The organism is Pedobacter psychroterrae, from assembly GCF_004331695.1.
Classification (GTDB): domain Bacteria; phylum Bacteroidota; class Bacteroidia; order Sphingobacteriales; family Sphingobacteriaceae; genus Pedobacter; species Pedobacter psychroterrae.
In genome coordinates this window covers 38826-65783 of record NZ_SJSL01000009.1, presented here as the reverse complement: position 1 = coordinate 65783, position 26958 = coordinate 38826, and the positions used below count along the sequence as shown (strand labels likewise).

Sequence of the window (26958 nt, the reverse complement as noted above, 5' to 3'; positions counted from 1 at the left end):
GTATTGCTAAAGGTTTACATTGTGTGGTCAGGATTCAAATTTGCGAAATTTAGATTTTAAAATGACATAAATCTTTGTAAAGAAGCTGATATTCGTTGCAATAATTGTAACGATATGAAACATTTTCTGTTGATCCTGCTGTTTTCTTCTTGCTTTCTTGCGGTCCGTTCACAGGAACTAATGAAAGGGTCAGACCTCCCAAAGGCTGTTTTTTACAAAACTGATGGCAAGACTTTTACGACTGAACAGATTAGTAAAGGCAAAAAATCACTCATCATGTTTTTTGATGCTACCTGTGGCCATTGTCAGAAAGTAGCTGCCGAACTGTCTAAAAGGAGTAAAGAACTGGGGCATATAGATTTATATCTGGTCACCCATGATGAGCAAACGTCTATAAATTATTTCATGAACAAATATGGCAAGCCATTATTGGCTATGAAAAATGTGACGGTGCTGCAGGATAAGGACCACGTATTTCTTCCGCTTTTTCATCCTAAGCAATATCCCGCCCTGTATCTCTACGGACAGGATAAAAAGCTTATTTTTTGGTCTAGCAATGACAAGGACCTGCCTAAATTCCTTGCGCTGATCAAAAACTAAGCACTAGCGGTTTTAGCATAAGAAAACTTGGCCGACCTGCTGCCCCTGGCAATTAGCATCCAGGCAAATGCTGCACCTGTTAATGCCATTACAGCACCAACAGCCACTGGAGAGGTATAGTCATAACCTGCTAGTAAGGGCAGGCCACCGAGAAAAGCACCCAAAGCATTTCCGATATTGAAGCTGGCCTGGCTGACTGATGCCGCCAGCATTTCTGAACCTTTTGCTGTATTGATCATTAGCATCTGGATAGGCGAAGCTGCCGCAAATGCAATGGCACCCGTTACGAAGGTCATTACAAGGGCCATGATCTGATTGGACGATACATAATGTACGATAACCAAAGATATCGACATCGCGATCAGCAAAGTGATGGTTGCCTTGGCAGGTGAAAACTTATCTGCAAGCCTGCCCCCAATGAAGTTACCTACCATCATCCCCGCTCCTGCTATCACCAATATATAGGTGATGCTGCTAGCCTGGAAACCTGATACTTCCGTAAGCAATGGAGCAATATAACTGTACCAGGAGAATAAGCCGCCTGTTCCGATGGCAATCATCAGAATAATCAGCCATGATTCTGGTAGTTTAAAGAAGTTCAGTTCTTTGCCCAGGTCTCTATTTTTGGTAGCCGGCATAGCTGGCATCCAATATTTAAGGCTCAATAAGGTAATCAACCCGACTATGACAATGATGACAAAAGTATATCTCCATGAAAAGTTATGCCCTATATAGGTACCCAGCGGCACCCCAAGGATATTGGCTACGGTAAGACCGGCAAACATCAGCGATACGGACTGTGCTTCTTTTCCTTTATCGGCCAATCTGCTGGCCACCACTGAACCTACCCCAAAAAAGGCACCATGGGGCAAGCCTGCAAGCAAGCGTGCGATGAACATAGTGCTATAGTCAGGTGCGAATGCAGATAGTGCATTGAATCCCGTAAACATCATCATCAGAACAATCAGTATCTTTTTTGGCGGATAGCTTCCGGCTATCACAATCAGCAAGGGTGCCCCGATCACTACACCAAGCGCATAGGCTGATATCAGGTGGCCGGCCTGTGGAATGGAGATATGAAGGTCTTTGGCAATGTCAGGCAGTAGCCCCATCATCACAAATTCTGTGATTCCGATACCCAGTCCGCCGAGGGTCAATGTAAGCAAGCTCTTTTTCATAACATACTTTTGAAGGGTAAATACACCTTAGTTAGTGTAATAATTACACTATGCAAAAGTAATACTAAAATTGTCTTTTAATAGTCTTTTTTTCGTAAAAAATATCGGTTATTTTAAATCCATACTTTTCATCATGCCTTGCATTTCTTTAACCTTATTGCTAAGTTTTGCATCCTTCGCAAAGGCTATCAGGTCCTTGTAGGCCTGGGTATAGTATGGATTGGCCTGAATGGCCTTCTCATAAAAGGCTGCACTTTCGGCTGACCTTCCTTCGGCTGCACTTAATTTCCCCTGTGTATAAAAATAGGCCGCTTTATATGGATTATCTCCTTTTGCACTCAGGGTACTGAACAGCTCAGCAGCTTTATCTTTGTGCCCTGTTTTGATGAGCAGATTAATATACCTGAACTGGTCTGCACCGCGAACAGAAGATTTATCCCTCAGGAATGGACTTAGATAGGCCAACAGACTATCCTTTTCATTGATCGCATGATAATACTCAGCAATCCTCAGGTTGTAATCTGATCTGGCATTACCCGAGGCGTTTAGTATGCGTTGTGCCTGCTGAAGGGTGGCGATTGCCCCTGTATAATCCTCATTTGCAGCCAGCGCATCGGCATACATATTCCTGAACTCGAAATTCTGCGGTTTCTGGTCCACCAGGTTTTTTAACACCGCAACTGCTGCTTTATTCCCCATGCCTGTCTTTAGCACCGCTGAAAAGGCGATTGCCTCATCTCTTCTGTCCCTCAGATAGGTGGAAACAGTGGCTCCGGTCCTGACATATTGATCTGCCACCTTTATTGCCTCAGCAAACAGCGCATTTTTCCGATATAGTTCTCTTAATAATAGATTTAACCGGGCAAGCTCCTGATAATCATCTTCCAGTTCAATGGACTGTTGCAGATAAGCGGTCTGTATGGCGAGCGCCTTTTTTTCATCCAGATCTCCTGCCGCCAACCGGGAAGCTGTTAGCGCAGCATAAGCAGCATATGTAGGTGCATATTTCGGGTCTAATTCTTTTGCCTTTACCAACCATGCTTCTGCTGCCTTAAAATCCTTGTTAAACTGCTTTAGCCGGGCCATAGCCAGATAGGCGGGCAAATATCTGCCGTCATAAGTCAGTGCTGTATCCAGATACCTGGTTGCAATAGGGGAATTGCCGTTCCTGTTGCTCAGGTTTACATACACCTCTGCCCAATTGCTGGCCATTGCTTTTTTATCGCCGGCCAGGTAAGCTTTTTCCTTTTTGACCATCTGGTCCAGAAACTGGTACATTGCCGGATCTTTGGCTTTAAGATCAGCTGTAGTATTCATTGATTTAAAATCAAGCGGGTGCACCTTTACCGCTTCAAAATAGGCGGGATAAGTCTGCGCAAAGTATTCGCTTTCATTATTTTGGGAATAGTAATCAAGCGTACGCTTTTCTTTCATGGCATTATAGTACAAAGCCCGGATTTTCCTGCTCTCTGCATCGGTAAGCACGGTACCATGAAACAGATGGGCATACTCATGCAACACCACATTGCGCTCCAGGAAAGCGCCCCGCTCCGCATATTCTATCGCTGCAGCACCGCTGCCTACGCCACGGATATCCATCCACTGCCTGTTGTCAAATGTGGTCATATACCGAAATGAAGGCGAGTTCATAGTAATGGCGAGATCATGGTGTAAAGGCGGAATCCTGAAATAATTATGCTGTTTGGATAGAAACGGAAAATAGACTACGGAGGTGTACAATTGGTTCCACACCATTGCCTTTGCAGTTGCTCCCTGGTAATAGGCCACATCAGGAAATACCTTGTTAAAGTTTTCAGGATCGGTGATGGTGGTATGCTTCAATACATTGGTTATAGAATCGAAAACCTGCAGGTAAGGAATGCGTTTGCTTTTGATCACAGCAGAAAGCCCATTGTGGGCAGGGCCATAATGCTTCTTTTTGGACAATATGATTTTGAAGATCGCCTCGGCAGAATCCAGGCGCAGCCCGCGATCTATATCAAAGGCACTATAATAAATAGATGCCCTGTGCATCTGTGGCAATACCGAACCTGGGTACTGCAGTCCTACCGTTCTCGTGAAAGCAATTGCTCCCTGTATATCGCCTTTTTTTACCAGTTCATCAGCCCTTTCCAGCACTTTTCTGATGGCCTCATCGTCTTTTTCTACGTAGTCAGCATAGGTAAGGTTGGTATGCCCGTTTCCCCAATGCCAGTGGGTCTGATAGTGGAGCGGGTTGATGGCCAGTGCCAGTTCCCATTGCGCTGCCATGGCATTCAGCTGGGATGCGTCGACCCTCCTCCAGATCGCATACCCGTAGCTAAAGCGCGCGTCTGCATTGAAAGGATCGAGACTCAACGACCTGATCAATGGCTTTTCGGCCAGTTCAGGATGCTGGTCCCAGAAATAGACATCTGCTTCAAGAAGGTACGCCCCTGCGCTATTTTTATTCTTTTGCTGTACTTTTTTAACGATAGCCATCGCCTCCGGATAGTTTTTTTGAAGCAGCCTTACCTTACCCAGCAGGAGCGCTGCTTTTTCACTTTCGGGATTGTAGACCAGCAGCTGTGTAGCTATGTCCGCCGCTTCGGGTAAGCGCCAGGCCTGAATCTCCAAAAATCCTTTCAACAAAAGTGCATTTTCATTTTTGGGCCATTGCTTTAGCAGCCCATTTACCAATTCCCCAGCAGCCTTAAAACTATTGTTAAATATCAAATATTCTGCAGAGACAAGTTGCTCTTCAGTTGTTTTTGCTTCCAGTTTATCAATTGCCGCTTTAGCATCACCGGCCATCCCCAACCTGAGCATTTCCCTAATGGCCTCCGGCTTTGTGAGCTTGCCGGCCAAAACAGCTGCCCTGGCTTTTACAAGAGCAGCAAATACTTTAGCAGTATCATCGGGATCAATAGACTGCGCCTTAGTATTGCCTAAGAGAAATACAATCTGCAAAATCATGAGCATCCAACGCTTCTTTGTCATAACGACAAACTTAGATAAAATTTAAAAATTAAAACACTCTGTTGCAGATTGTGTTAGTACTTATAAAATACTTTAATCATGAACTACAGAAAATTAATATCCAACCGTATATCTGACCTGTCAAATCATTCAAATGATAAATCAGGAGCTGTTATCGCATTATTAGCCGGACTTGCAGTGGGTGCTGTGTTGGGTGTATTATTTGCGCCGGACAGCGGTAAAAAAACCAGGGAAAAGATTACTGACAAGGCACTTGATCTTGCCGACAATGCCAAAGACGGCTTGTATTCCATCAAAGACAAAGTGGCAATGGGCCGGGACAGCATTACTAACTTAAAGGACCGCGTAGTGGACAATGTGAAGTCCAAAGTAGACCAGGCATCGCAAGAGTTTAAAGAATTCAGGGATGCAGAAATTGCTAAAGCAAATGGTGCTATAGAAGGTGAAATTGAAGACAACAGGGGTTAATCCTTGTTGTCTTCTGCCAATATCCGTCGCTGATGGTCAAAAAACATCCTGGTGATCGGTATAAATGCCAATCCGCATAACGCAAATATCACAAAGGAAAACCTGAGATTAAAAGCATGTGCAAGGTATCCTATCAATGGCGGGCCAAGCATCATTCCTGTAATAGAATATGTAGCGATGATAGAGATCGCCATGCCAGGAGAATATTTCTTGGATGCCCCTGCCAGTGCATAAGACATCGGTATGATTGACGCTGTGCCAAAGCCTACCATTGAAAATCCGATCATAGCTATCCAAAACGTTGGAAAAATAATTGCCAAACTAATCCCTGCAGTAACACATACTGCACTCATGATATAGGTTTTGGGCATACCGAACCTGGCAATTATGAAATCTGACAAAAACCTGGAGGCCGCCATAAAAGTCATAAATATCAAATATCCAAAAGTGAAAATGTCTGCTTTCAACACTTCCTGAAAATAGATCCCACTCCAGTCAAACATCCCCCCTTCACATATCGCACATAAAAACACTACCACACCCAGGTAAAAAATATAGGGGTCAGGCTTGCTCAGAATAATCTTATTTCCGGTTTTCGACCTGTCGCCCCTCAGCAGGAACTGAAATGAATAAATGGTGATCAGCACCATAATTATGCCCACAGCAAGAAAATGATGCTGGATAGAAACATTCTGTGAAAGCAACAAGGTAGATAATAAAATACCTGCTATCCCGCCAATGCTCCAGTATCCATGAAAAGAACCGATGATCTTCTTCTCAAACTGTTTCTGCAAAGTAAGCGTTTGGGTATTGACAGATATATTAAAAATCCGGGTAGTAAAAGCAAAAAGGACTACAGCTACAACCAGGCTGAAAGTAGTATGCGTAAAACCAATAAGCGCTAGCGAAAAAGCATTTAAACCATACCCTACCGCCAATGGTACACGGCTATTGTACCTCGAAACCAACCAGCCGGAAATAGGCAGACCGATGAGAGAACCTATAGGCATTGCCAATAAAACGGTACCTAACTCTGCTTCATTAAATCCAAAAGCAGTTTTAATGGTCGGGATCCTGGATGCCCAGGTAGCAAAACTAAAGCCGGAAATGAAAAAGAACAGGCTTAAAAAGAACCTGTGTTTATTTTGTGAGATCATTGGTTGCCATAGGGTAACTACTTAATTGAGACGCACAATTAAGTAGTTACAAAGGTAGTATTTTGTAAATTAAAACTGATGAAAAGCATCAGATACAAACTCAAGTACCTTTGGCAGCGATCCCCTCCAGTAGGTCCAGCTATGTCCTCCATCACGTACCCGGAATTCATGCGGAACTTCCTTCTTACGCAACGCGATATGTACCAGGGCATTGCCCTCGTACAAAAAGTCATCATCACCACAGTCGATATACCAGCGTACGGCCTTCTTTTGGCTGTCAGGCATATTATTGATCAATGCAATGGCACTATGACGGTTATAGTAATTCGTAACGGCAGAATCAGCAATATTCGCATTGTTTCTCTGTATTGATTTTTTAGCATCTTCTAAAGTGACAGGGCCTACGGATGCACTTAGCGGACACGCTGACGAAAACATTTCCGGACGATGCAGCGCATACATAAATGTACCGCCCCCGCCCATGGACAGTCCCGCAATCGCCCTGGAACGTTTATCTGTCTTGGCCCGGTATTTCTTTTCTACAAATGGCATCAGTTCCGTAAAGAAGAAATCTTCATAATTCCAGTCGCCTTTTATGTCATTAAAATATCCTCTTCTACCAGTATTTGCATCGGGCATGACAATGATCATCGGTGTTGCTGTACCCTCTGCGATGGCTTTGTCTGTAATGTTTAGCACCTCGCCAAATTGCACCCAGCCCGTCTGGTCGTCACCTGCCCCGTGCAGCAGATACAGTACCGGATAACTGCGACCTGAACTTTCATAGTCTGGCGGTAAATAAACGGCATATTTACGTTCACTTTTTAGAATTTTGCTAGTCAGGGTCAGTTCATCAAAAACCTTCCCGCTCTTTCCGCTCTGTGCTGAAATGCTAAAAGGATCGAGTAAAAGCAAGCCTATGGCTGCTATAAATATTTTTTTCATTTGGTTTGGGTTTATCAATGTAAAATCAATGTGATCCGTAGCCTAATCTAATAAATAAATCCCATTTTTGAATACATACAAACAAGCCAATTCCTATGTTCAAATCCTTCAAAGCCCTCACCCTACTGCTGCTGACGGTATTTTATACAACTGCGCAAGAAAAACCTACTGTAAAAGTTACGATAGACGAGTTCCACCCGGTTCAGACCATAGAGAGCTTCGGTGCTTCTGATGCATGGGGATGCCAGTTTGCAGGGAAATGGCCGGATGAAAAACGTAACAGAATGGCTGAGCTGCTGTTTAGCAATGAAAGCACAAAAGATGGGCAACCGCTTGGTATCGGGCTGAACTTCTGGCGTTTTAGCATAGGTGCCGGAAGTGCCGAACAGGGCCCTGCGAGTACCATCAGGGACGAATGGAAAAGACAGGCGAGTTTTCTGGGCCTCGACGGAAAATACAACTGGACCGCCATGCCCGGACAGGTGTGGTTTTTGCAAGCTGCAAAAAAATATGGGGTAAAAGATTTTCTGGGGTTTGTAAACAGTCCGCATGTAAGCTTTACGTTAAACGAAAGGGCTTATTCATCGGCAGGCGAATGCAATCTGGACTTTAGCAAGCTCGACCTTTTTACTGATGACATCGTAAACACTGTAAAAGGTGTAAAGAAACTGACCGGAATAGAATTTAAGTACCTCAGTCCGGTCAATGAGCCCCAATGGAAATGGGCCGACCCAAAACAGGAAGGCTGCCCTTATACGAATGAGGAGCTAGCCCGGCTGGCCAGAAATCTAAGTGAGAAACTTATAGCAAGCAAGCTTTTGACTAAAATACAAGTCGGTGATGCTGGCCAATTAGATTACCTATACGGACAGGGAAAATCTAAAGGTCATCAGGTAAACGCCTTTTTTCACCCTGATTCTAAAGAATACCTTGGCGGGCTCGCTAATGTAGACCGTTCTATATCAGGTCACAGTTACTTTACCACAAGCCCTGAAAAGAAGGCTGTGGACATCCGTAAAAAAGTAGCCGAAGAGGTGGCTAAAATCAAAGACCTCAGGTATTGGATGTCAGAATATTGTGTGTTGGGCGACGATTCATTAAAGGGTCCAGGTAGGGATCTCGGCATGGAAACTGCGCTTTTCATCGCCAAGCTGATCCACCACGATCTCAGTATCTCCAATGCGACCTCCTGGCAATGGTGGCTGGCCATATCGCCCGGCGACTATAAGGACGGATTGATCTACATAGACCGCAATAAAGAAGATGGAAAAGTATATGACAGTAAATTGCTCTGGGCAATGGGCAATTACAGCAGGTTTATTAAACCGGGAAGCAGAAGGCTGCCAGTCACGATGACCGGATCAGATGGCAACAGGCTGCATATTTCTTCGTACCAGACTGGAAGTAAATTGGTTACTGTAGTCGTAAACAGAACAAAAGAGGATGTTAACATTGACCTGCTCACCAATAAAAGCAGGTACAACGCAGCTGAAATCCATGTAACATCAGAGCAATACAGCTTATTTCCGGTTCAGAAGTACAATAGACAGACAGGGATTACCATCCCTGCCCAATCTGTTACTACGATAATAAGCCAGCGCTAATTAGCTAGCTGGTTGTACCTGACAGGTTACCTGTATCCTGTTCCAGCCATTGATAGCAACCATCATCATTACAAGCTGCGCCAGATAATTCTTGTCAAACAATTGTGCTGCTGCCTCGTACGCTGAGTTAGAAACACCATGCTGATGAATAAGTGTAACCTCTTCCGTCAATGCCAGGATAGCCTTTTCTTCTTCAGTGAAAAGATCGGTTTCCTTCCAGGCGTTCAACAGAAAAATACGTTGTACCGTCTCACCTTGTTTTAGTGCGTCTTGGGTATGCATATTTATACAGTAGGCACAACCGTTGATCTGTGATGCGCGTATTTTGATCAGCTCTTTGTGTGATTTATTAAGAGGTGTGCTGTTGATGTAAGCTTCTAAGCCTGCCATTGCTTTATATGCCTGCGGCTCGGTTTCAAGGATGTTAATTCTAGTTCCCATGTGATTACGATATTATTTTGTTTTGTCTTACAAAAATCGGCAATCAGATAACCAAAAAACTTAAACTGGTTTAAGAAATACTTTTTTCCTTATTTCACTGAGGTATTCAGGTGTGAAATTAAGATAAGAAGCCAGGAGGTATTGGGGTATACGTTGAGTAAAATCCGGAAAGCTATTGGTAAAGTGACGGTACTGATCTTCTTTAGAATAATCATACATAAATTTTACCCGCATCTGTGATGCGGCATTTGCCTTTTGATATACCATTCTAAAATAACGTTCCATCGCCGGAAACTCCAGCATCAACCGCTCCTGCTCGTTAAAATCAATGACCATCAAATCGCTTTTCTCTACTGCCTGAATGCAAAAATCTGATGACCCCTGGCTCTGATAAGACATATAATCAGCAATCCACCAGTTTTCAATAGCGAACTGCGTAGTCTGCTCCACTCCTTTTTCATTGATAAAAAACATGCGTAAACAACCCTTAATCACAAAGTAATTTGACCGGCAGACATTTCCATTGTCCAGCAGGTTTTCTTTTTTGCGGACCTGCACCTTCTTAAAAAAAGCCACTATAGCATCCACCTCTTCATCTTCGATGGTAGTAAGTTTTCGGAAATGCTGGATCAGGGCTGCTGACATTTAGTTGAGTTTTAGTTTGAGCTTGAAATATAAATACTATTTTAGTAAAAACATTGATCAAAGATATTAATCAAAAACTCTTATGGAAGCAGCAAAAAGCAAATTTGAAATATCGCTGGAGAGTGGCCATCATAGTCAGCTAAACACCTTGATCGGGAAATGGGAAGGCGTAGCCCGCACCTGGTTTGAGAAAGATGTGCTGGCAGACGAATCCCCGGTCAGCGGTACAATAACTTCAATTTTGGGTGGACGTTTTGTGCTTCATCAATACAAAGGTGGCATGCAGGGCGAGCCTGTGGAGGGCCTGGCCATAATCGGATATAGCTTTGACAATCAGCAGTTTCAAACTGCATGGGTAGATAGTTTTCATATGGGCACGGGGATCCTTTTTTCTGAAGGACCGGCTACGGCTGCCGGACATGCGGTACTAGGCAGCTACGGAGGAAGCAGCATGCCAGAACCCTGGGGCTGGAGAACTGAAATAGCTGTGGCTAATGAAAATAGCATCATCATTACTGCCTTTAATATATCGCCGGAGGGAGAAGAAGCAAAAGCTACCGAAGTAGTTTATAATAGAATCTAACTGAATAGATTACCTTTCCAGCATAAATAAAACAACCAGATGGTCCCATTCTTGCTGCAATGAAATATCAGGCCTTTTTTGTCCGGCCCTCGTGTACCAGTAATCGGCATTCCACAAATCTCCTTCTTTACGGTGCAGATAAGCATGCAGATGCGCGGAGCGCTTGTCGCCCAGACTGTCAATCAGGTCATGCGCCTTAGTCCAGTCGCCCTTGCCGTCATACCATAGTGACTGCATGTGAACGGTAAGACCCGCCGGAATCTCACTATCTGTCATACTATTTTTAAACTCCTGAATATTCATTTGCTTCAATTTATATCGTTACCACGCCTCATTAACTATCCTGCCGTAACATATACCCATGCCTCATTACCGGATTTAAACTTTTCCTTAACTCTTTTATAATCTTCCGCTTCATACTCATCAGCTGCAAGCAGCTCCTCCATCGTAATCTCAAAAATAACACCCTCTATGGTGTCTGTATCTGCTTCCGTGGGGATGGCGATCAGATGGAATTGCTGTTCGCTAGCCGCCAGTACCTCGGCATCTGTGATTTCGACCGATGAAAGCGTATAGCCTGTTAAGACGTCTTTCTCACCCTTTAATAATCTGCCAAATGTTTCCAGTTGCACTTTGTCTTTTTGAAGTGTCCCGTATGAAAATAGGTATTCTGCCATCTTTAGAAGTTATGTGACTAAAATAACTGATTCCTGATGATCTTATCAAATAAAAACTGATTTTACCACATTTTTTCGATCTTTGATCCAATTGATCACATTCATGGAACAACCGATCATAGACCAGCTAATATTGCTTAAGAAATTCCCGGGAAAGGGAGGCTGGACCTATGCCCATATTCCTGGTCTTTCTTCAAAGAAAGGTGAGTCTTTCGGTATGCATAAATTAAAGGCCATCCTGGATGAACATGAGATCGAGCAACTGAGCCTGATGCCATTGGGCAATGGCGAACTGTTTTTTCCGGTGAAAGCGGAAATCCGAAAAATGATCGGTAAGGAAGCAGGTGCAACCATAAGGGTAAGACTATATACCCTGGAAAAGGAATTCAACATTCAGGAAGAATTTATGGTTTGTCTGGCAGATGAGCCGGATGCAGAAAGCAACTACAGGGCACTAAGCGACGCTGATAAACAAAAATATCTGCAATGGATTGCAGATGCATCTTCTACAGATCTGCGGATCGAGCGCATCGCCGAAGCAGTAACACGGATCGCCTGCCGACAAAAAGTGCAATTCTAATTTAATTTTAAGACCAAGTACCAAATATGCTCCAATTTACTTTAACCAAAATACCTGTAATAGAAACCGACCGTTTGATCCTGCGTGGGCAGGTGCTGTCAGATGCGCCTGCGCTGTTTTATTTACGTACCCACGAACAGGTAATGCGCTACATAGACCGCATACATCCCCTTAATGTGCAGGAATCTGAAAGCATGATCCAGATCATTAATGACAACTTCTTCAAAGGTGCCAGCCTGATCTGGGCAATCGAATTAAAATCAGATCCCGGACAGATGATCGGCAACCTGGGCTTCTGGCGTACCGACCTGGCCAATCACAGGGCTGAACTGGGTTACATCCTGCACCATGATTACTGGCGGCAAGGTATTCTTTCTGAAGCGCTTAAAGAAGTACTCCAATTTGGATTTAACACCATCGGCTTTCATTCTATTTGCGCCAACATCAACCCGGACAATAAGGCCTCACGCCAGCTATTACTGAAGCATGGCTTTAAAAAAGAAGCCTATTTCAAAGAAGACTACTATTTTAATGGCCAGTTTCTGGACAGCGAGATATATGGGCTACTAACCAGTTAGCGTTTTTCAGGCCAGTTATCCGTACGAAAAGGAACTGCCGGCAGGCCCTTGGTATTCTGCAAATTCGTAACCGGATAATTGGTAAAAGCATACCTGACTGCTACAGGTTGCGGCACCTTATCAGAGCTGACTACCACTGTTTGTCCTGCTATTTTGGCTTCCGCATCATGAAATACCCCATCTGCCCCTGCAATGGTAAAGAACTGAGGTGCCTTGCCATCCTTGGTGCTCAGTCCGCTTTTTACCGATTCCTTGTCAAAATAGATTACGGCAGTATTGCCTTTTACCTGCATAGACTTGCAATGCGGGCCTTTATATGCAACCGTATCCATGCCATAATGAAGGTTTAGTGCTGTTCTGGCCAGTCTGATCCCGAGTGCCCTTTTCTGCTTCGGATGCAGGTCTTTGGCTTCACCTACATCCATACTCACCACCATCGAGGTATTCTTTAAGGTACTGATCCGCTCCTGCGCCTCTCTGAAAAATGCATAATCGTTGAGTTCCGGATCTTCTTTTTCATAGAAATACGGAGCTACCTGTATGTAGTAAAACGGCAGATCGCCCTGCCCAAACCGTTCTCTCCAAGCCCTAATCATCGTCTGGGTAGCCAGTGTATATACTTCCCGCTCATTCCGGTTGCCCTCTCCCTGGTACCAGCAAAATCCACTCAGCGAAAGGTTTATCAAGGGATGGATCATGGCGTTGTACAACAAATAAGGACGCATTACTTTTTCAAAACTAAAGCCCCCGTCTATCTTTTCCTTCGATTTAGGGCTGTTCAGATAAGGTGTTAAGTAAGCTGAATCCAATGCTTTATCAGCGGCCAGCACATCTTGTGGAATGAATGCCTCCACTTTGGAAGCCCCTATGCCCGAAAAAATAAGGCCTATCGGAATATTGAGCCGATGGAACAGGGTTTTACCAAAAAAGTAACCAGCGGAGCTAAAGTTTTTTACGCTTTCGGGTGTACAGGCCTGCCATTTGCCCTTTATCGTGTGTATGGGTGTAGCGCTGAAATTCAGGTCGGCACTAAAAAGCCTGATATTTGGATAGTTGGCGGCGGGCAGTTCCGTAGCAGCGTTTTTATCTTCAGATACCTTAAACTGCATGTTGGACTGACCACTGCAGAGCCATACATCGCCAATCAATAAATTACTTAAAACTGTAGCCTGACCGTTGTTTTTGATGCTGATCTTGCGTGAGGTAAAATCACCTTTTTGAGCTGCAGGCACATAGATGAGGGCTATGAAATTTCCCCGATTATCAGCCTTGATTGTCAATGATTTTGACCAATCTGCTTCAATTGTTACTACAGATCCTGGAGTAGCTGTACCCCATACCTTGAAAGGCCTCTTTTGCTGGATTACCATATTGCTCTGCAATACTTCAGCAATTTTAAATATGGTCTGCGCTATACCAGTTTTGGCAGAAAATAAGTAAAGTAATATTAAAACGACAAAGGTCCTCATGGGCTAATTATATTGGTCATCATTGATAAAACTAACTATTTTCACCGGCTTCTGCAATGACTCAGCGAAGGACTTGTTTTCTTTTTGGTATGCTTACTCGTCCACCACTAGTCCACCACTCGTCCACCCGCTGTCCACCCGAAGGTGGTTAGCAAGTGGTTATTTACGTGTGCTATATCTCTACCGCTTGTGCCAGGTTTAGTATACCATCACTAATGCAAGATTAAATTGGCCAGAGCATTTAAACATCCCAATATAGAAGCTGTAAAAAGCGGCTCTGAAGGAATTACTGCAAAAACCTTCCTTACTTTAAAAAAAATAATATAGCTTTACAAAAAACTTTAGGGGTGCCGTTGTGCTGAGAAATACCCTTTGAACCTGATGCAGTTAGTACTGCCGAAGGGAAAAGTAGAAGCAAATCTATTTGCTGTCTTTTCGACCCCGTGTGGGTATCCCTACAGTTTTCCTAATTTTTTGAATATGGAAATAACTGTCAATCATCAAAACTATCACCTTACTGCCGGCTGTTCTGTGGCCGAAATGCTGTCTTCTGTGCTTCAAGCTGAACCCAGAAACATTGCTGTGGCCGTCAATCAAAGCATCGTCGCCAAATCAAACTGGCACATGCACCTGCTCATGCCAGGCGACCAGGTCATACTTATCAAGGCAACCCAAGGTGGATAACCCTAAAATTTAACTCATGAAACAAGAAAAGACCCCCAACGATCAGGTGATTAGCCGTACCCCCTTCCCGGCATCACGCAAAATCTATGTAAAAGGTGAGCTGCACGACATCGCCGTTGCGATGCGCGAAATCAGCTTGAGCGAAACGAAGATCCACAACGGATTTGGACTTACGGAGCCCAATCCGCCGATTACCGTATACGATACCAGTGGCCCGTATACTGATCCGGAAGCCAATATAGATGTAAAAAAAGGCCTGCCCCGATTGCGTGAACAGTGGATAAAAGACCGTCAGGATGTGGAGCAGCTGGACCAGATTTCCTCTGATTACGGGCAACAGCGCCTGGCAGACAGCAAACTGGACGTACTAAGGTTCTCTCACCACCACAAGCCTTACAGGGCTATAAATGGTGCCAATGTATCGCAAATGCACTATGCCAAAAAGGGCATCATCACCGCCGAGATGGAATACATTGCCATCAGGGAAAATCAAAGAATTGATCTATTAAAGGAGCAGCTGGCTGGGCAATACGAGGTAATGGGCCATCAGCATGGCGGCCATAGTTTTGGTGCAAATACGCCTAAGGGCTACATCACACCCGAATTTGTGCGTTCAGAAGTGGCAGCAGGAAGGGCGGTTATCCCCTGCAACATCAACCACCCGGAATTGGAGCCAATGATCATCGGGCGCAATTTCCTGGTAAAGATCAATGCCAATATCGGCAACTCGGCCGTCACCTCTTCTATTGAAGAAGAAGTAGAAAAGGCAGTCTGGGCCTGCAGATGGGGCGCTGATACCATTATGGATTTATCTACCGGCAAAAACATACATGAAACAAGGGAATGGATAGTCCGCAACTCCCCTGTTCCGATAGGTACCGTACCGATTTACCAGGCTCTGGAAAAAGTGAACGGAAAGGCGGAAGACCTGACCTGGGAATTGTTTAGGGACACACTGATAGAACAGGCGGAACAAGGAGTAGATTATTTTACCATTCATGCAGGTGTGCTGTTGCGCTACGTACCACTGACTGCCAAAAGGCTGACCGGTATTGTATCACGTGGTGGTTCAATTATGGCCAAATGGTGCCTTTCCCATCATAAAGAAAACTTTCTATATACCCATTTTGAAGAGATCTGTCAGATAATGAAGGCTTATGATGTATCTTTTTCTTTGGGAGATGGTTTGCGTCCCGGCTGTATCGCAGATGCGAATGATGCGGCACAGTTTGCCGAATTGGAAACGCTTGGAGAGCTGACAAAGATTGCCTGGAAGCATGATGTGCAGACGATCATTGAAGGACCGGGTCATGTGCCAATGCACCTGATCAAAGAGAATATGGAAAAGCAGCTGGAGCATTGTGCAGAAGCACCATTCTATACTTTAGGGCCGCTTACTACCGACATTGCACCTGGATATGACCACATTACATCTGCCATTGGCGCGGCCATGATAGGCTGGTACGGTACGGCAATGTTGTGTTACGTTACGCCCAAAGAGCATTTGGGACTGCCCAATAAAAAGGATGTGAAAGATGGTGTGATCACTTACAAGATTGCAGCGCATGCGGCTGATCTGGCAAAAGGCCATCCGGGCGCACAGTACCGCGACAATGCGCTGAGCAAAGCAAGGTTTGAATTCAGATGGGAAGACCAGTTCAATCTTTCGCTTGACCCCGATACGGCCAAAGAATTCCATGACGAGACCCTCCCGGCAGAGGGTGCTAAAATAGCGCATTTCTGCTCTATGTGCGGGCCTAATTTCTGTTCGATGAAGATCACCCAGGATGTAAGGGAATACGCTGCCCAGCAGGGAGTGGATGAAGCAGCCGCTTTGGCGGAAGGCATGAAGGAGAAGTCTAAGGAATTTGCCGAAAAAGGCAGTGAGATCTATCTGTAAGAGGATGAAAGAACTGATTGTGATTTCAAGTGCTGAGTATATTGCTGGAGAAATAGCACTTGTGAACGGGCTATTTGATGCTGGCATGGGGCTTTTTCATTTGAGAAAACCCGGCACTTTATTAGTGTCATACCGCACGTTGCTGAACGGTATCAATCCTGATTTTCGTGATAAGGTTGTGCTCCATCAGTTTCATGAATCAGGTGCATTAGAAGGTATTCATAGGTTTCATTTTTCAGAAGCAGAAAGGCAGAGATTATGGACTAAAGATCAAAGATTTGGCAGCGAGATTAAAGGTTCTTCTGCCTCAACGATCTTGAGTACTTCTATTCATTCACTGGAACAGGCGGATGAGCTTATGGATTTTGATTATGTCTTTTTCGGGCCTGTGTTTGATAGTATTTCTAAACCTGGACGCAAAGGGATAGACCTGCATCACTTTATCTTGCCTGTGCATTTGAAAGCAAAACTTGTGGCACTTGGAGGGATTACTCAGGATAATATTGCAGAGGTTTTTGACCTGGGATTTGACAAGGCCGCAGTACTAGGAGCGCTTTGGAATAATCCATCCGAAGCACCGTCTACCTTTAAACAAATCAGTAAAAATGCCAATGGATAAACAAGATATGGATAAGCGGCCATATGTACTGAGCATAGCGGGCTTCGACCCCAGTGCCGGTGCAGGTGTGCTATCAGACATCAAATGTTTTGAGCAGCATCAGGTATACGGATTTGGTATTTGTACTGCGCTTACTGTGCAAACGGACGCTTCATTTATCAGTTGCGAATGGATGAATGCCTCACAGATTATTGCGCAGCTAAAACCTTTGATGGATAAGTTTGACGTCAGGGCATGCAAGGTTGCGCTGATAAAAGATAGTAGTGTATTACTTGAAGTAATATCCTATATAAAATCTAATAATCAGCATACTAAGATTATACTAGATCCGGTATTGAAGAGCAGTTCCGGTTTTTCATTTCATCATTGGGATCTGGAAGGAATGACTGCTGTACTTACCAGACTGGATCTGATCACACCCAATTATCAGGAGATGCAGCACATGGGCAACAGTGAAAATGCAGAAGAAACGGCAAGGATGTGGTCGGCCCATTGTCCGGTCTTGCTGAAAGGTGGCCACAACTCCAAGGCTCCCGGAACAGACTTTTTGTTTTGCGCTGACAAAGCGGTTATGGCATTTGCAATCACCTGGGGCGAAGTGTATCAAAAACATGGTTCAGGATGTGTATTGTCTGCAGCCATCACAGCCAATCTGGCCCTGGGATTTCCTTTAGATGAAGCTTGCAGAAAGGCCAAGCATTATACGGAGCTCTTTTTAAAAAGCAATGAAAGCCTATTGGGCTATCATTCATTATCACCTAAAATCAATAATTAGCGATGATCGATAAACTACATTATATTTCACAAAAGCCTTTAAAAGGCACACAGCTGGATGCTATTGAATCTGTATTGGTAGCAGGCGGTAAATGGATACAGTTGCGGGTAAAAGACCAGCCCTTGCCGGAGGTCCTGGAACTGGCCATCCAAAGCCGCAAATTGTGTGAGCAATATGGAGCGAGGCTGATTGTCAATGACTATCCCTCTATTGCGGTTCAGGCAGCTGCACATGGCGTGCATTTGGGTTTGACAGATATGCCTGTCGCTGAGGCAAGGTTCATTTTGGGACCAAACATGATCATTGGCGGGACGGCAAATACCTTTGAACACATCATACATAGAGTAGCGGAGGGCGCCGATTATATCGGACTGGGCCCTTACAGATTTACAACTACCAAGCAAAATCTAAGTCCGGTGATAGGGCTTGAAGGCTACAGATCGATCATGGAACAAGCGAGGCACGCAGGTTTTACCATACCCATCATTGCCATCGGTGGCATTGTTGCTGCCGATATCCCAGATTTGATACAGGAAGGGCTGTACGGAGTAGCAGTCTCCGGTAGTTTAACCAATCAGGCTGCAACCGAAAAAATGATGCAGGCCATGAATGCGAATCTACAGATCCAGACAAATTATTTTAACCACCAGAATCGTGCATCTATTAAATAAAGCAATATGTTGAAAATAGCGAATAAAAACTTTGAATCAAGACTATTTACGGGAACTGGCAAGTTTAGTTCAGCTGCTGAAATGGAACTTGCGCTACTGGCATCGGGATCGGAACTGGTGACAGTAGCGCTGAAAAGAGTGGACCTGAAAACTGGTGAAGACGACATCCTGAGCAGGTTAAAGCATTCGCACATCAACCTGCTGCCCAATACTTCCGGCGTCAGAAATGCTAAGGAAGCTGTGTTTGCAGCACAAATGGCCAGGGAAGCACTGGAAACCAACTGGATAAAGCTGGAAATTCATCCAGACCCAAAATACCTGATGCCCGACCCTATCGAGACCTTGAAAGCAACAGCCGAACTGGCCAAAATGGGCTTCATAGTTTTGCCATATATACATGCCGATCCGGTATTGTGCAAACGTTTGGAAGAGGTGGGAACTGCCGCTGTGATGCCCTTAGGATCGCCTATTGGCAGCAATAAAGGGCTGAAAACCATCGACTTCCTGGAGATCATCATTGATCAGAGTACCGTACCTGTGATTGTGGATGCGGGTATAGGCTCCCCTTCCGATGCCGCATTGGCTATGGAAATTGGTGCAGATGCGGTGCTGGTAAATACGGCAATCGCTGTCTCCAGCAACCCAGTACTGATGGCTGAGGCATTTAAAATGGCAATCATAGCCGGCAGGATGGCTTTTGAAGCCAAATTAGGAGCGGTAGCAACTGATGTACGGGCTATAGCAAGCAGTCCGCTGACTTCCTTTTTAGATGATTTATAACCAGCCTATGAGCAGCTTTAATGATATTTTTGAAACGTGTGACTGGAAAGAAACAAGTGACAGCATCTACAATAAAACAAGTGCAGATGTAGAACGTGCATTGGCCGCCAATAAACGGACACTGGAGGATTTCAAGGCCCTCATCTCCCCTGCCGCTGCCCCTTATCTGGAGCAAATGGCACAGATCAGTCAGCAGTTGACTTTAAAGCGGTTTGGAAAGGTAATTCAGCTATATATTCCGCTGTATCTCTCCAACGAATGCAACAATATCTGTACGTATTGCGGTTTCAGTTACGACAACAAAGTAAAGCGTAAGACACTGTCCCCAATGGAGATCATGCAGGAAGTAGTTGTTCTGAAGGAAATGGGCTATGACCATGTCCTGCTGGTGACTGGAGAAGCCAATCAGTCCGTACATACTGACTACTTTAAAATGGTACTTCAATTGATAAGGCCGCACTTTTCACAGATCTCGATGGAAGTACAGCCATTAGACCAGAGTGATTATCAGGAATTGCGTGCTGAGGGCCTGAATACTGTTCTCGTTTACCAGGAAACCTATCATGAGGAAGATTATAAAAAACATCACCCAAAGGGTAAAAAATCCAATTTCCACTACAGACTGGAAACTCCCGACAGGTTGGGCAAAGCAGGTGTCCATAAAATCGGCTTGGGAGTACTGATAGGTCTCGAAGACTGGCGCACAGATTCATTCTATACGGCCCTGCACCTTAGCTACCTGGAAAAACAGTATTGGAAAAGTAAATACAGCATTTCCTTTCCGCGGTTGCGGCCGTTTAGCGGCGGACTGGAACCTAAAGTAGTGATGAACGACAGAGAACTGGTGCAGCTGATTTGTGCCTACAGATTGTTTAACGAGGAAGTAGAGCTATCGATCTCTACACGGGAATCCATGGACTTCAGAAATAACATAATCAAACTTGGAATTACTGCTATGAGTGCGGGTTCCAAAACAAATCCAGGCGGATATGCAGTTGAGCCGGCCTCTCTGGAGCAATTTGAAATATCTGATGAAAGGACCACGGAGGAGATAGTTTCCATGATCAGCAATCAGAGTTACGAACCGGTATGGAAAGACTGGGATGCAGTTCTATTATAGATATAAAATGATTTAGCTAGAAATAATATAAATATTTATGTAAAAAATGTAGTGGTAAAACTCATTTGTGTAGTAGTTTTGCGAAAAATTTAGTAATTATTCAATAAACTAACTTAAAATGAGAAAAAAACATCAATCATCAAAAGGATTGGCTAAAAAGTACAAACTAGATGATTTGCTAATCAACCAGCCTTATCACAAGTATCTGCAGGCACTTAAGGAATTGCCTGAACTTATTGGGAAATCCAGGAACACCCTGACCAACTACAGAAATATATTACTAGACAGTAAAGAGATGATACCGTATGAGGTTGGAATAATTATAGAACGATACTTTGGTATAGAGCCAGGAACACTTAGCAATATCTAAAATATCAAACCAAGCAATTGATAGAGATATTGAAGATCAGATTGCTACCTTTGCAGAAATAAAAGAAGTTGCTGACTGAATGGATGTTTGATATTGTCCATTTCAGTCAGCAACTTTCAAACCAACACAACATGATAGCGATAGGGCAATACAACGATTTAAGGATAATAAAAAAGACCGATACAGGTCTTATTTTAACGGATGGTGAAAAAGAAGTTTTACTGCCCTATATAGAGGTTCCGAAAAATGCAGAGGTAGGGGAAAACATTAATGTCTTTGTTTACATGCACAAAGACAACAGGCTCGTGGGCACTTCAAAAAGACCTCTGGCCTGTGTAGGAGATTTTGCTTATCTGACTGTGGTGGATGACAATGAAGACGGTGCTTATGTAAACATTGGCATTGATAAAGACATATATGTCCCCGGCCGGGAACAAAAAAGACCGATGTTTAAGGGCGACCATCATGTGGTATATGTTTATCTGGATGAGAGTAATGACCGCATGCTGGCTTCATCTAAACTACTTAATTTTGTAGAGGAGGAAGACATTGACCTGGAAGAAGGTGATGAAGTGAGCCTTTTAATAGTGGATAGGTCAGACATGGGCTATAATGCCATCATAGACAATAAATACATTGGCTTGTTGTACACCAATGAGTTGTTTGACATCCTTAATCCAGGAGATCAGAGAAAAGGCTGGATAAAAAAGGTCCGTGTAGGCGGCAAGATCGACCTTAGTCTGCAACCAATGGGATATGGCCATATTCTGGACACCAAAGACTCGTTACTGGCCGAGTTGAAAGAAAGTGGCGGTGTGATTTCTTTGGGAGATAAAAGCGCTCCTGACGATATTTATGACCGCTTTAAAATCAGCAAGAATGCTTTCAAAAAGGTAATTGGCGGACTTTACAAAGATAGGCTGATTACGATTTCTGATCATGAGATCAGATTGTATGTGGATCAGGATGCAGAGTAAAAATAAGCCGTTCTATTCAAGGACTGGATCTTGCACGCTGAAGAAAGAAGCGCGCAATTCCCTATGTCCTTTCACAGAAGGCATATTTTAAGGAAGTTGGGTGGTAAAGTATGATGGGTGTTTTGAGTAGTGAGCGCTAATTTTGTGTACTGAACGCTGAATATTAGAAGTTGAAGCCGATAGAGAAATAGGGCATTGTTGCTTCTTTTGAGAATCCAACGGAAGCTTGAACTAAAATTACCTCTCCGGGCATTACATACAATCCTCCTCCATAACCGTGATGCCATCTGCCGGATGATTCTCCTTTTTCCCAAACACGGCCTATATCATTAAAGCCGATCATACCAACAGTGCCTGGAACAAGGTATGAGGTGAAATTGAAGAGTTTAAGTCTCAGATCCATGTTGTGATAGGCCATCGAGGTACCGGTAAACCGTTTACTGTTAAACCCCCTTAAACTGTTTACACCACCCAATTGCATCCGCTGAAAAAAAGCAGGTGACCCCACTGTGGTTCCTGCACCGATCCTGTTGGCTATAGTAAGGCCTCCTTTTGATGGATTGATATAAAAGCGGAAATCGGAGAACAAAGAACCGTAGCGGTCACTGGTCTGGTCAATGCGCTGTTGGGCGATAAATGATGTCTTCCAATAAAGACCTTTTGTCGGTATGGCAACATTGTCCCTGCTGTCGAATGTCCAGCCTGCTACCAATCCGCCATAATACTTATCGTCAAAGATTTGCTCACCGGGATTCGCAGCATTATAATTGTTGAAGAACCGCTCATCATTGCCGTCGTAACTGCTGGTATAGTAAGAAGCAAGCACTCCGCCCTCCAGCTTTAATCGATTACTGAGTTTTCTGCTTAATTTTACATCGATATTTAAATAATCATAGCGGTTTCTATAATAAGAGATGCCCTCTTCCCTGTCAAGCAATTCCTCTTCATCATCATCCAGGTCGAGGTCGATAAATTCAGTATTATTGCCCAGGCCAAAGAAATTGCTGAGGTTATTAGGGCCGAGCAGATTGGCATGTACGGTGAGGTCATTATTGCCAACAGCTTTCTTAAAATCGGCAAGGTAATCGAGAATAAAGGACTGGCGACCCGTTGAATAATTCGCCCAAAATTCATGTTTGGATGCGTAAGGTTCCTTTCTAAAACCCTGCTTTTCTATCAAATATCCTCCTGCCAGCTGCAACCCCTGATCTATGTTGTAATTAATATTAAAGAGAATGCCTGATCTGTCATAGAGAAAAGCATTTTTATTAAAATAATTGACAGCAGTATCTTTGGCCAGCCTAAGCCTGGCCTCCGCACGGGACGGGAGGCTGTTAGCTTCGTCCGCCCGGTCGTATATAAATGGTTTATTAGTAATCCCGGGAGTAATATCGAATTTATCCGGATCTGCCCCCCCGATCATCCTCAGCTTTATCTTTGAAACGCTATTTCCTTCCACATTAAACACATCCTCACCGGCCATTCCGTACAGTCTCACTTCTTTGGTTACATCAGGACTAAAAGTACGGCTGTATACAAGGCGTCCGTTTTTCCCTTCTTTATTGATGTTATATACCTTAATGCCCACATCACCATTTTCCTTATTTATCACCTCAAAAAACTCCTTCTTATCAGAAGCAGGAACATCCACATTTATAGAAAGGAACCTGTAATACTGAATTGCCAGTCCTTCTAGCTTGTCCCGTCTTGAGGTAACATTTCTGATCAGCTCAGCCCCGCTAAGTTTAAAGATGGTATCCGGTATCTTTTTAAAGGCACTTGAAATAACTTCATTGCTCAGTTTGCTCTGCACAAACGTAATTTCCGCTCTCCAATCCTGCTCACTGAGTTCATTTAGAAAATACCGGTCAAAATACCGTTCGTTAAAATTCCAGTGATTCACATCCCGTATGGTCTCACTGTAGGGCTGCAAATGAGATTTTAACCATTGGTGATTGAGCACCCAGGGGAATACACCTGATGTTTTATAAAACACCTTGTCTCTGTCGCGTGGCACAGGAATATAGGTTGTTTCTCCCTTCTCCTTTTTTGCCAGCCAGCGCCAATTGTCCTCGTGCCTGTCCCAATCGCCAAGTACAAAATCCAGCAGCCTCGATCTCAATGTTAGCTTCTGATCTGCTTTTGTGTCATTGTCTTCCTGTATTTTCCGTTGTACTTTGAGCGTATTATCCGTTTCCTCTTCAAATGGCGAACGCGGTTCAAGCAGGTATGCTGCATTTGAAAAATCTTTTCTGTACTCCCCTAGCCCCGCATCATCAGCTATATAAACGATTTCAGGTTTAGCATTGGGAATAGCCAGGGCATCCGCCAGTATTGGAACAATTAAGGCTGCATAAGGATGATTGGTAGATACCTGGTCCTGAACAATGTCTTTAGCGATAGTAGGTCTCAATTTTTCGGGAAGGCCCCTTTCGGGATATTTTTGTATGGTACGCAAAGCCCATTCTTTTCCAGTGGGATCTACCAGCCTTAATGAGCGAGTCTGCATGCCACCCCCAAGCTTTACGATTTTTAATCCACCTTTCTCTGTTTTAAGGTCGATAACCCGCATTTTAACCGGGGTAGCCCATATTTTCCGATAACTCTCTCCAAGAAAAAACCGGTGAAAACCGCCTACTTTATCATATTCAGGTCCCGCTGCTACGGTAACAGAGTCGCCGGGAACCACCTTTTGAGCAGCGGCAATATTGACCAGAAAGATCATCAGGCAAAGGCTTAACAGGCTTTTTAAAGGATTCATATCGTTGATTATCTTTTCAGGGTTACACCAACCCGGAGTGCTTTTAAACCCTCCACCCCCTGTAATTCCTCAATATCAAGATACTCCAGGTCGTTGTTCAGTAGCTTTTGGCTTTGAAGCTTTTTAATATATCCAAGATACTCTTTAGCTTCAGAACTATTGAAATAAACTATTGATATTTTACCAGGCTGGGTCAATCGCTCAGTTGTATGCTTAATATGCGCCTTATCGATCCGTTTTTTAACCATCTGGTACCTGATGTTGTAACTGCCCTCTACATCAAATCTCTGTTCATCTATCCTGAAACTTACATCAATGGGCTTATCATATACAAAAATAAGCTGTGTGGTTTCTAAAGGCAATGAAAAATAAGGACCAAGATTATTGGTAGTTTGTGCAATTTCTGCCATTACGCGCAACTGCTTCAATCTGAATTTGCTCAACAGATCATCCGTAAATTTGATCTGAGGCGCTATTGAATGGCCTAAGTAGATGTCAAACTCTACACCGTCAGTTCTGAATTTCTCAAAATAATTGGGATAGATATTTTGAAGTTCCAGGTTAAATTCGTCCAAATGCCTTGTAACTGCTACATTGATCATCTGCATGCTCTTTTCATAGCGGTCACGGTTCTCAAATACCTTTCCCTGATGACTGGTAAGCTTAAAATAACTATCAACAATAGCAGACAATTCAGGATGTGCCGACTTCAAATTATGTAAAGAAGCAGGAATCTGGCGCTGTAAATAATCCTCAGTTTTGAGAATCTCCCTGTCAGAAAGTTCATCCAGGTCTTTATAGTTCCATATGGCCTCTTCGTGAGGAATTTCATTTTCTTTGCATAGGGAGATTTTACCTTTTATAGCTGTGATGGTACTTTCCAGAATTTCGAAATGTGTATATAAATCCTTTCGTATCGCCGCATTACGCTGTACGCTGGAATTCCTGATATCAACAGCACCGTAAAAAGGATAGACATTCCTAAAAAAAATAGGCTCTACAGGAAGGTTTCGGTCTCTGGCTCCAGACTGTAAATAATTATATGCGGCCTCATTAAAGCGCCATTGTATAGCAGGCTGCAAAGCGGTAAACTTGTCTGTAATAACATCCTGGATATCATTATTGAACTCTATGATGATGTTTTGAAATAGCTGGGCCAGCAACGGAAAAGCAGCTTCAATTTTGGTAATTGTATTGCCGTTAAACTGGCTTTGATCTGTAGTATACAGCTCCAGGCAACCCACAAGCCTGGCGTTGTAATACAGTGGAAAAAGTGCATATGATCTGATTCCTACTTCTACCAGCAGTTTTAACATCGGATAATTTGCATCCTCCTCCGCTGTAATCTCTGGAAATATCAAAGTCCGGGGATTGTCGAGATAATCTTCTATCAATGCGGCATACTCTTCTTCAGTCATCCCTTTTTCCTTTGCAAGCTGGACAATGACACTTTGAAATCCGGATTGATCGTTGATCATTAGTTTTTTATTCACCCTGATATACGGGAGCATGCCAAAATCGACCTGATCGGTACCTACAAGTGTTTTTAGTGCCGTATAAATATCCTTAGTTTGTTCGCCCTGCTGTGATTCACTGTGTTCGATAACAATGTTTTTAACTGTCTCCAGTGCGTATTCTGCGGTAACATCTACCAGCGTCACGATAGACATGCCTTCTATCTCAAATACTTCCGGCGGTATCAACTTTGTCAGGATTTTCAGTGTATTTCTTTCATCCTTTATATAATCCTTTACGTCCTTAAGGTTATATTCCGGAAGTTTTACTTTGGCAGTTATGTTTAAAAACCGGGTATCTACGTTTAGTCTGTAATATTTGAGCAGGTGCGTTTCGGGATCAACAATTGATTTAACAATAAAACGGCTACCGGCCAGTGAGAAGTTATAAAACCTTTCAGTGATCAGGTTATAAAATGCAGACAAAAGACTCTTGTCCATCTCCCTTTTAGATGGCAACCCAAGATTGGTCTTAAAGATGTTTTTGGATGATTCCAGAAAAACATTGTAAAAAGCATCTGTGCCATAGTGAAAAAATGGTGACACAGGCGTTCCTATAGCCCAATAGTGCTGCTTTTCCTCATTGATAATCGGCGATAATGATGTGTAGATAAGTTCAAACAGCGCCGTATATTTTTTAGTATTCTCCGGGGCAATCGGAAACTTTAATTCAGGATACTGATTAAACTGCTCAAGAATATAACGATAAAAATTTACCTTGGCAGTCTTTTCAGCAGCAGCTTTTTGCTGCACATATTCAATAAACGGATTTAAAGAAAATTTAATATTAGCACTGACAGGATGAACTCCGTATCCGTTAATATCATTATTTAAATCTAGCGTTATTGACTGCATCTTTTTAATCTGTTTATTGCCTTGTATT

General features: G+C 43.6%; 26 protein-coding genes and 1 riboswitch. Of the genes, 15 read left to right on the top strand and 11 right to left on the bottom strand.

Annotated elements, in window-relative coordinates:
* Positions 1–114 precede the first annotated feature (114 nt).
* Positions 115–600: a TlpA family protein disulfide reductase gene (locus EZ437_RS20085; protein ID WP_131597917.1), complete on the top strand. Its 486-nt coding sequence runs from the start codon at positions 115–117 to the stop codon at positions 598–600.
* Here the strand turns inward: EZ437_RS20085 and EZ437_RS20080 are convergent.
* Positions 597–1778, bottom strand: a complete 1182-nt coding sequence (locus EZ437_RS20080) for an MFS transporter (RefSeq protein WP_131597915.1) — start codon at positions 1776–1778, stop codon at positions 597–599. The genes EZ437_RS20085 and EZ437_RS20080 overlap by 4 nt on opposite strands.
* 108 nt (positions 1779–1886) lie before the next feature.
* A complete protein-coding gene (locus EZ437_RS20075) occupies positions 1887–4757 on the bottom strand; it encodes a tetratricopeptide repeat protein (protein ID WP_131597914.1) in 2871 nt (956 codons plus the stop codon).
* 78 nt (positions 4758–4835) lie between these two features.
* On the opposite strand from EZ437_RS20075, the gene EZ437_RS20070 reads away from it, so the two are divergent.
* Positions 4836–5225 (top strand): YtxH domain-containing protein, encoded by a 390-nt coding sequence (locus EZ437_RS20070; protein ID WP_131597912.1) that lies wholly within the window; start codon positions 4836–4838, stop codon positions 5223–5225.
* Here EZ437_RS20070 and EZ437_RS20065 read toward each other — a convergent pair.
* Positions 5222–6382, bottom strand: a complete 1161-nt coding sequence (locus EZ437_RS20065; protein ID WP_131597909.1) for an MFS transporter — start codon at positions 6380–6382, stop codon at positions 5222–5224. The genes EZ437_RS20070 and EZ437_RS20065 overlap by 4 nt on opposite strands.
* Before the next feature lie 69 nt (positions 6383–6451).
* Positions 6452–7327: an alpha/beta hydrolase gene (locus tag EZ437_RS20060; protein ID WP_131597907.1), complete on the bottom strand. Its 876-nt coding sequence runs from the start codon at positions 7325–7327 to the stop codon at positions 6452–6454.
* A 95-nt stretch (positions 7328–7422) separates the two neighbouring features.
* Here EZ437_RS20060 and EZ437_RS20055 point away from each other — a divergent pair, with 95 nt between their 5' ends.
* Positions 7423–8931, top strand: coding sequence for a glycoside hydrolase (locus tag EZ437_RS20055; protein ID WP_131597905.1), 1509 nt, complete (start codon positions 7423–7425; stop codon positions 8929–8931).
* Here EZ437_RS20055 and EZ437_RS20050 read toward each other — a convergent pair whose 3' ends face one another.
* A complete protein-coding gene (locus tag EZ437_RS20050; protein WP_131597904.1) occupies positions 8932–9372 on the bottom strand; it encodes a carboxymuconolactone decarboxylase family protein in 441 nt (146 codons plus the stop codon).
* Between the two features lie 60 nt (positions 9373–9432).
* Positions 9433–10017: a Crp/Fnr family transcriptional regulator gene (locus EZ437_RS20045; RefSeq protein ID WP_131597902.1), complete on the bottom strand. Its 585-nt coding sequence runs from the start codon at positions 10015–10017 to the stop codon at positions 9433–9435.
* Positions 10018–10099: 82 nt separating this feature from the next.
* Here EZ437_RS20045 and EZ437_RS20040 point away from each other — a divergent pair, with 82 nt between their 5' ends.
* A complete protein-coding gene (locus EZ437_RS20040) occupies positions 10100–10600 on the top strand; it encodes a DUF1579 domain-containing protein (protein ID WP_131597900.1) in 501 nt (166 codons plus the stop codon).
* Between the two features lie 9 nt (positions 10601–10609).
* Here the strand turns inward: EZ437_RS20040 and EZ437_RS20035 are convergent, their stop codons facing one another.
* Together EZ437_RS20035 and EZ437_RS20030 are read right to left on the bottom strand one after the other, a co-directional pair.
* On the bottom strand, positions 10610–10903 hold the full coding sequence (locus EZ437_RS20035; protein ID WP_131597898.1) for a hypothetical protein: 294 nt from the start codon (positions 10901–10903) through the stop codon (positions 10610–10612).
* Positions 10904–10938: 35 nt separating this feature from the next.
* Positions 10939–11277, bottom strand: a complete 339-nt coding sequence (locus EZ437_RS20030) for a gamma-glutamylcyclotransferase family protein (RefSeq protein WP_131597896.1) — start codon at positions 11275–11277, stop codon at positions 10939–10941.
* 103 nt (positions 11278–11380) lie between these two features.
* Here EZ437_RS20030 and EZ437_RS20025 point away from each other — a divergent pair, with 103 nt between their 5' ends.
* Positions 11381–11857, top strand: coding sequence for a DUF1905 domain-containing protein (locus EZ437_RS20025; protein ID WP_131597894.1), 477 nt, complete (start codon positions 11381–11383; stop codon positions 11855–11857).
* A 26-nt stretch (positions 11858–11883) separates the two neighbouring features.
* On the top strand, positions 11884–12435 hold the full coding sequence (locus EZ437_RS20020; protein WP_131597893.1) for a GNAT family N-acetyltransferase: 552 nt from the start codon (positions 11884–11886) through the stop codon (positions 12433–12435).
* Here EZ437_RS20020 and EZ437_RS20015 read toward each other — a convergent pair.
* Complete coding sequence (locus EZ437_RS20015; protein WP_131597891.1) at positions 12432–13904, bottom strand: sialate O-acetylesterase; 1473 nt, start codon at positions 13902–13904, stop codon at positions 12432–12434. The two genes, EZ437_RS20020 and EZ437_RS20015, sit on opposite strands and share 4 nt — an antisense overlap.
* Before the next feature lie 333 nt (positions 13905–14237).
* A riboswitch (TPP riboswitch) is annotated at positions 14238–14326 on the top strand.
* Here EZ437_RS20015 and thiS point away from each other — a divergent pair.
* From thiS to EZ437_RS19970, 9 genes are all read left to right on the top strand, one after another.
* Complete coding sequence (thiS, locus tag EZ437_RS20010; RefSeq protein WP_225869638.1) at positions 14286–14588, top strand: sulfur carrier protein ThiS; 303 nt, start codon at positions 14286–14288, stop codon at positions 14586–14588. Its footprint overlaps the riboswitch before it by 41 nt.
* 16 nt (positions 14589–14604) lie before the next feature.
* Complete coding sequence (gene thiC, locus EZ437_RS20005) at positions 14605–16488, top strand: phosphomethylpyrimidine synthase ThiC (RefSeq protein ID WP_131597887.1); 1884 nt, start codon at positions 14605–14607, stop codon at positions 16486–16488.
* A 4-nt stretch (positions 16489–16492) separates the two neighbouring features.
* Positions 16493–17107 carry a thiamine phosphate synthase gene (locus EZ437_RS20000; RefSeq protein WP_131597885.1) on the top strand — a complete coding sequence of 205 codons (615 nt, stop codon included), beginning with the start codon at positions 16493–16495 and terminating at the stop codon, positions 17105–17107.
* On the top strand, positions 17100–17882 hold the full coding sequence (locus EZ437_RS19995; RefSeq protein WP_225869637.1) for a hydroxymethylpyrimidine/phosphomethylpyrimidine kinase: 783 nt from the start codon (positions 17100–17102) through the stop codon (positions 17880–17882). The genes EZ437_RS20000 and EZ437_RS19995 overlap by 8 nt, the downstream gene beginning before the upstream one ends.
* 2 nt (positions 17883–17884) lie before the next feature.
* On the top strand, positions 17885–18553 hold the full coding sequence (locus EZ437_RS19990; protein WP_131597881.1) for a thiamine phosphate synthase: 669 nt from the start codon (positions 17885–17887) through the stop codon (positions 18551–18553).
* Between the two features lie 6 nt (positions 18554–18559).
* Positions 18560–19333, top strand: coding sequence for a thiazole synthase (locus EZ437_RS19985; protein WP_131597879.1), 774 nt, complete (start codon positions 18560–18562; stop codon positions 19331–19333).
* 7 nt (positions 19334–19340) lie between these two features.
* A complete protein-coding gene (gene thiH / locus EZ437_RS19980; protein WP_131597877.1) occupies positions 19341–20453 on the top strand; it encodes a 2-iminoacetate synthase ThiH in 1113 nt (370 codons plus the stop codon).
* 118 nt (positions 20454–20571) lie between these two features.
* Entirely contained in the window at positions 20572–20823 is a 252-nt protein-coding gene (locus EZ437_RS19975) for a hypothetical protein (protein ID WP_131597875.1), read from the top strand.
* Positions 20824–20954: 131 nt separating this feature from the next.
* Entirely contained in the window at positions 20955–21800 is an 846-nt protein-coding gene (locus EZ437_RS19970; RefSeq protein ID WP_131597873.1) for a CvfB family protein, read from the top strand.
* 163 nt (positions 21801–21963) lie between these two features.
* Here EZ437_RS19970 and EZ437_RS19965 read toward each other — a convergent pair whose 3' ends face one another.
* Both EZ437_RS19965 and EZ437_RS19960 read right to left on the bottom strand, forming a co-directional pair.
* Entirely contained in the window at positions 21964–24561 is a 2598-nt protein-coding gene (locus EZ437_RS19965; protein WP_131597871.1) for a BamA/TamA family outer membrane protein, read from the bottom strand.
* An 8-nt stretch (positions 24562–24569) separates the two neighbouring features.
* Positions 24570–26930 (bottom strand): GAF domain-containing protein, encoded by a 2361-nt coding sequence (locus EZ437_RS19960; RefSeq protein WP_131597869.1) that lies wholly within the window; start codon positions 26928–26930, stop codon positions 24570–24572.
* Between the last annotated feature and the right edge of the window lie 28 nt (positions 26931–26958).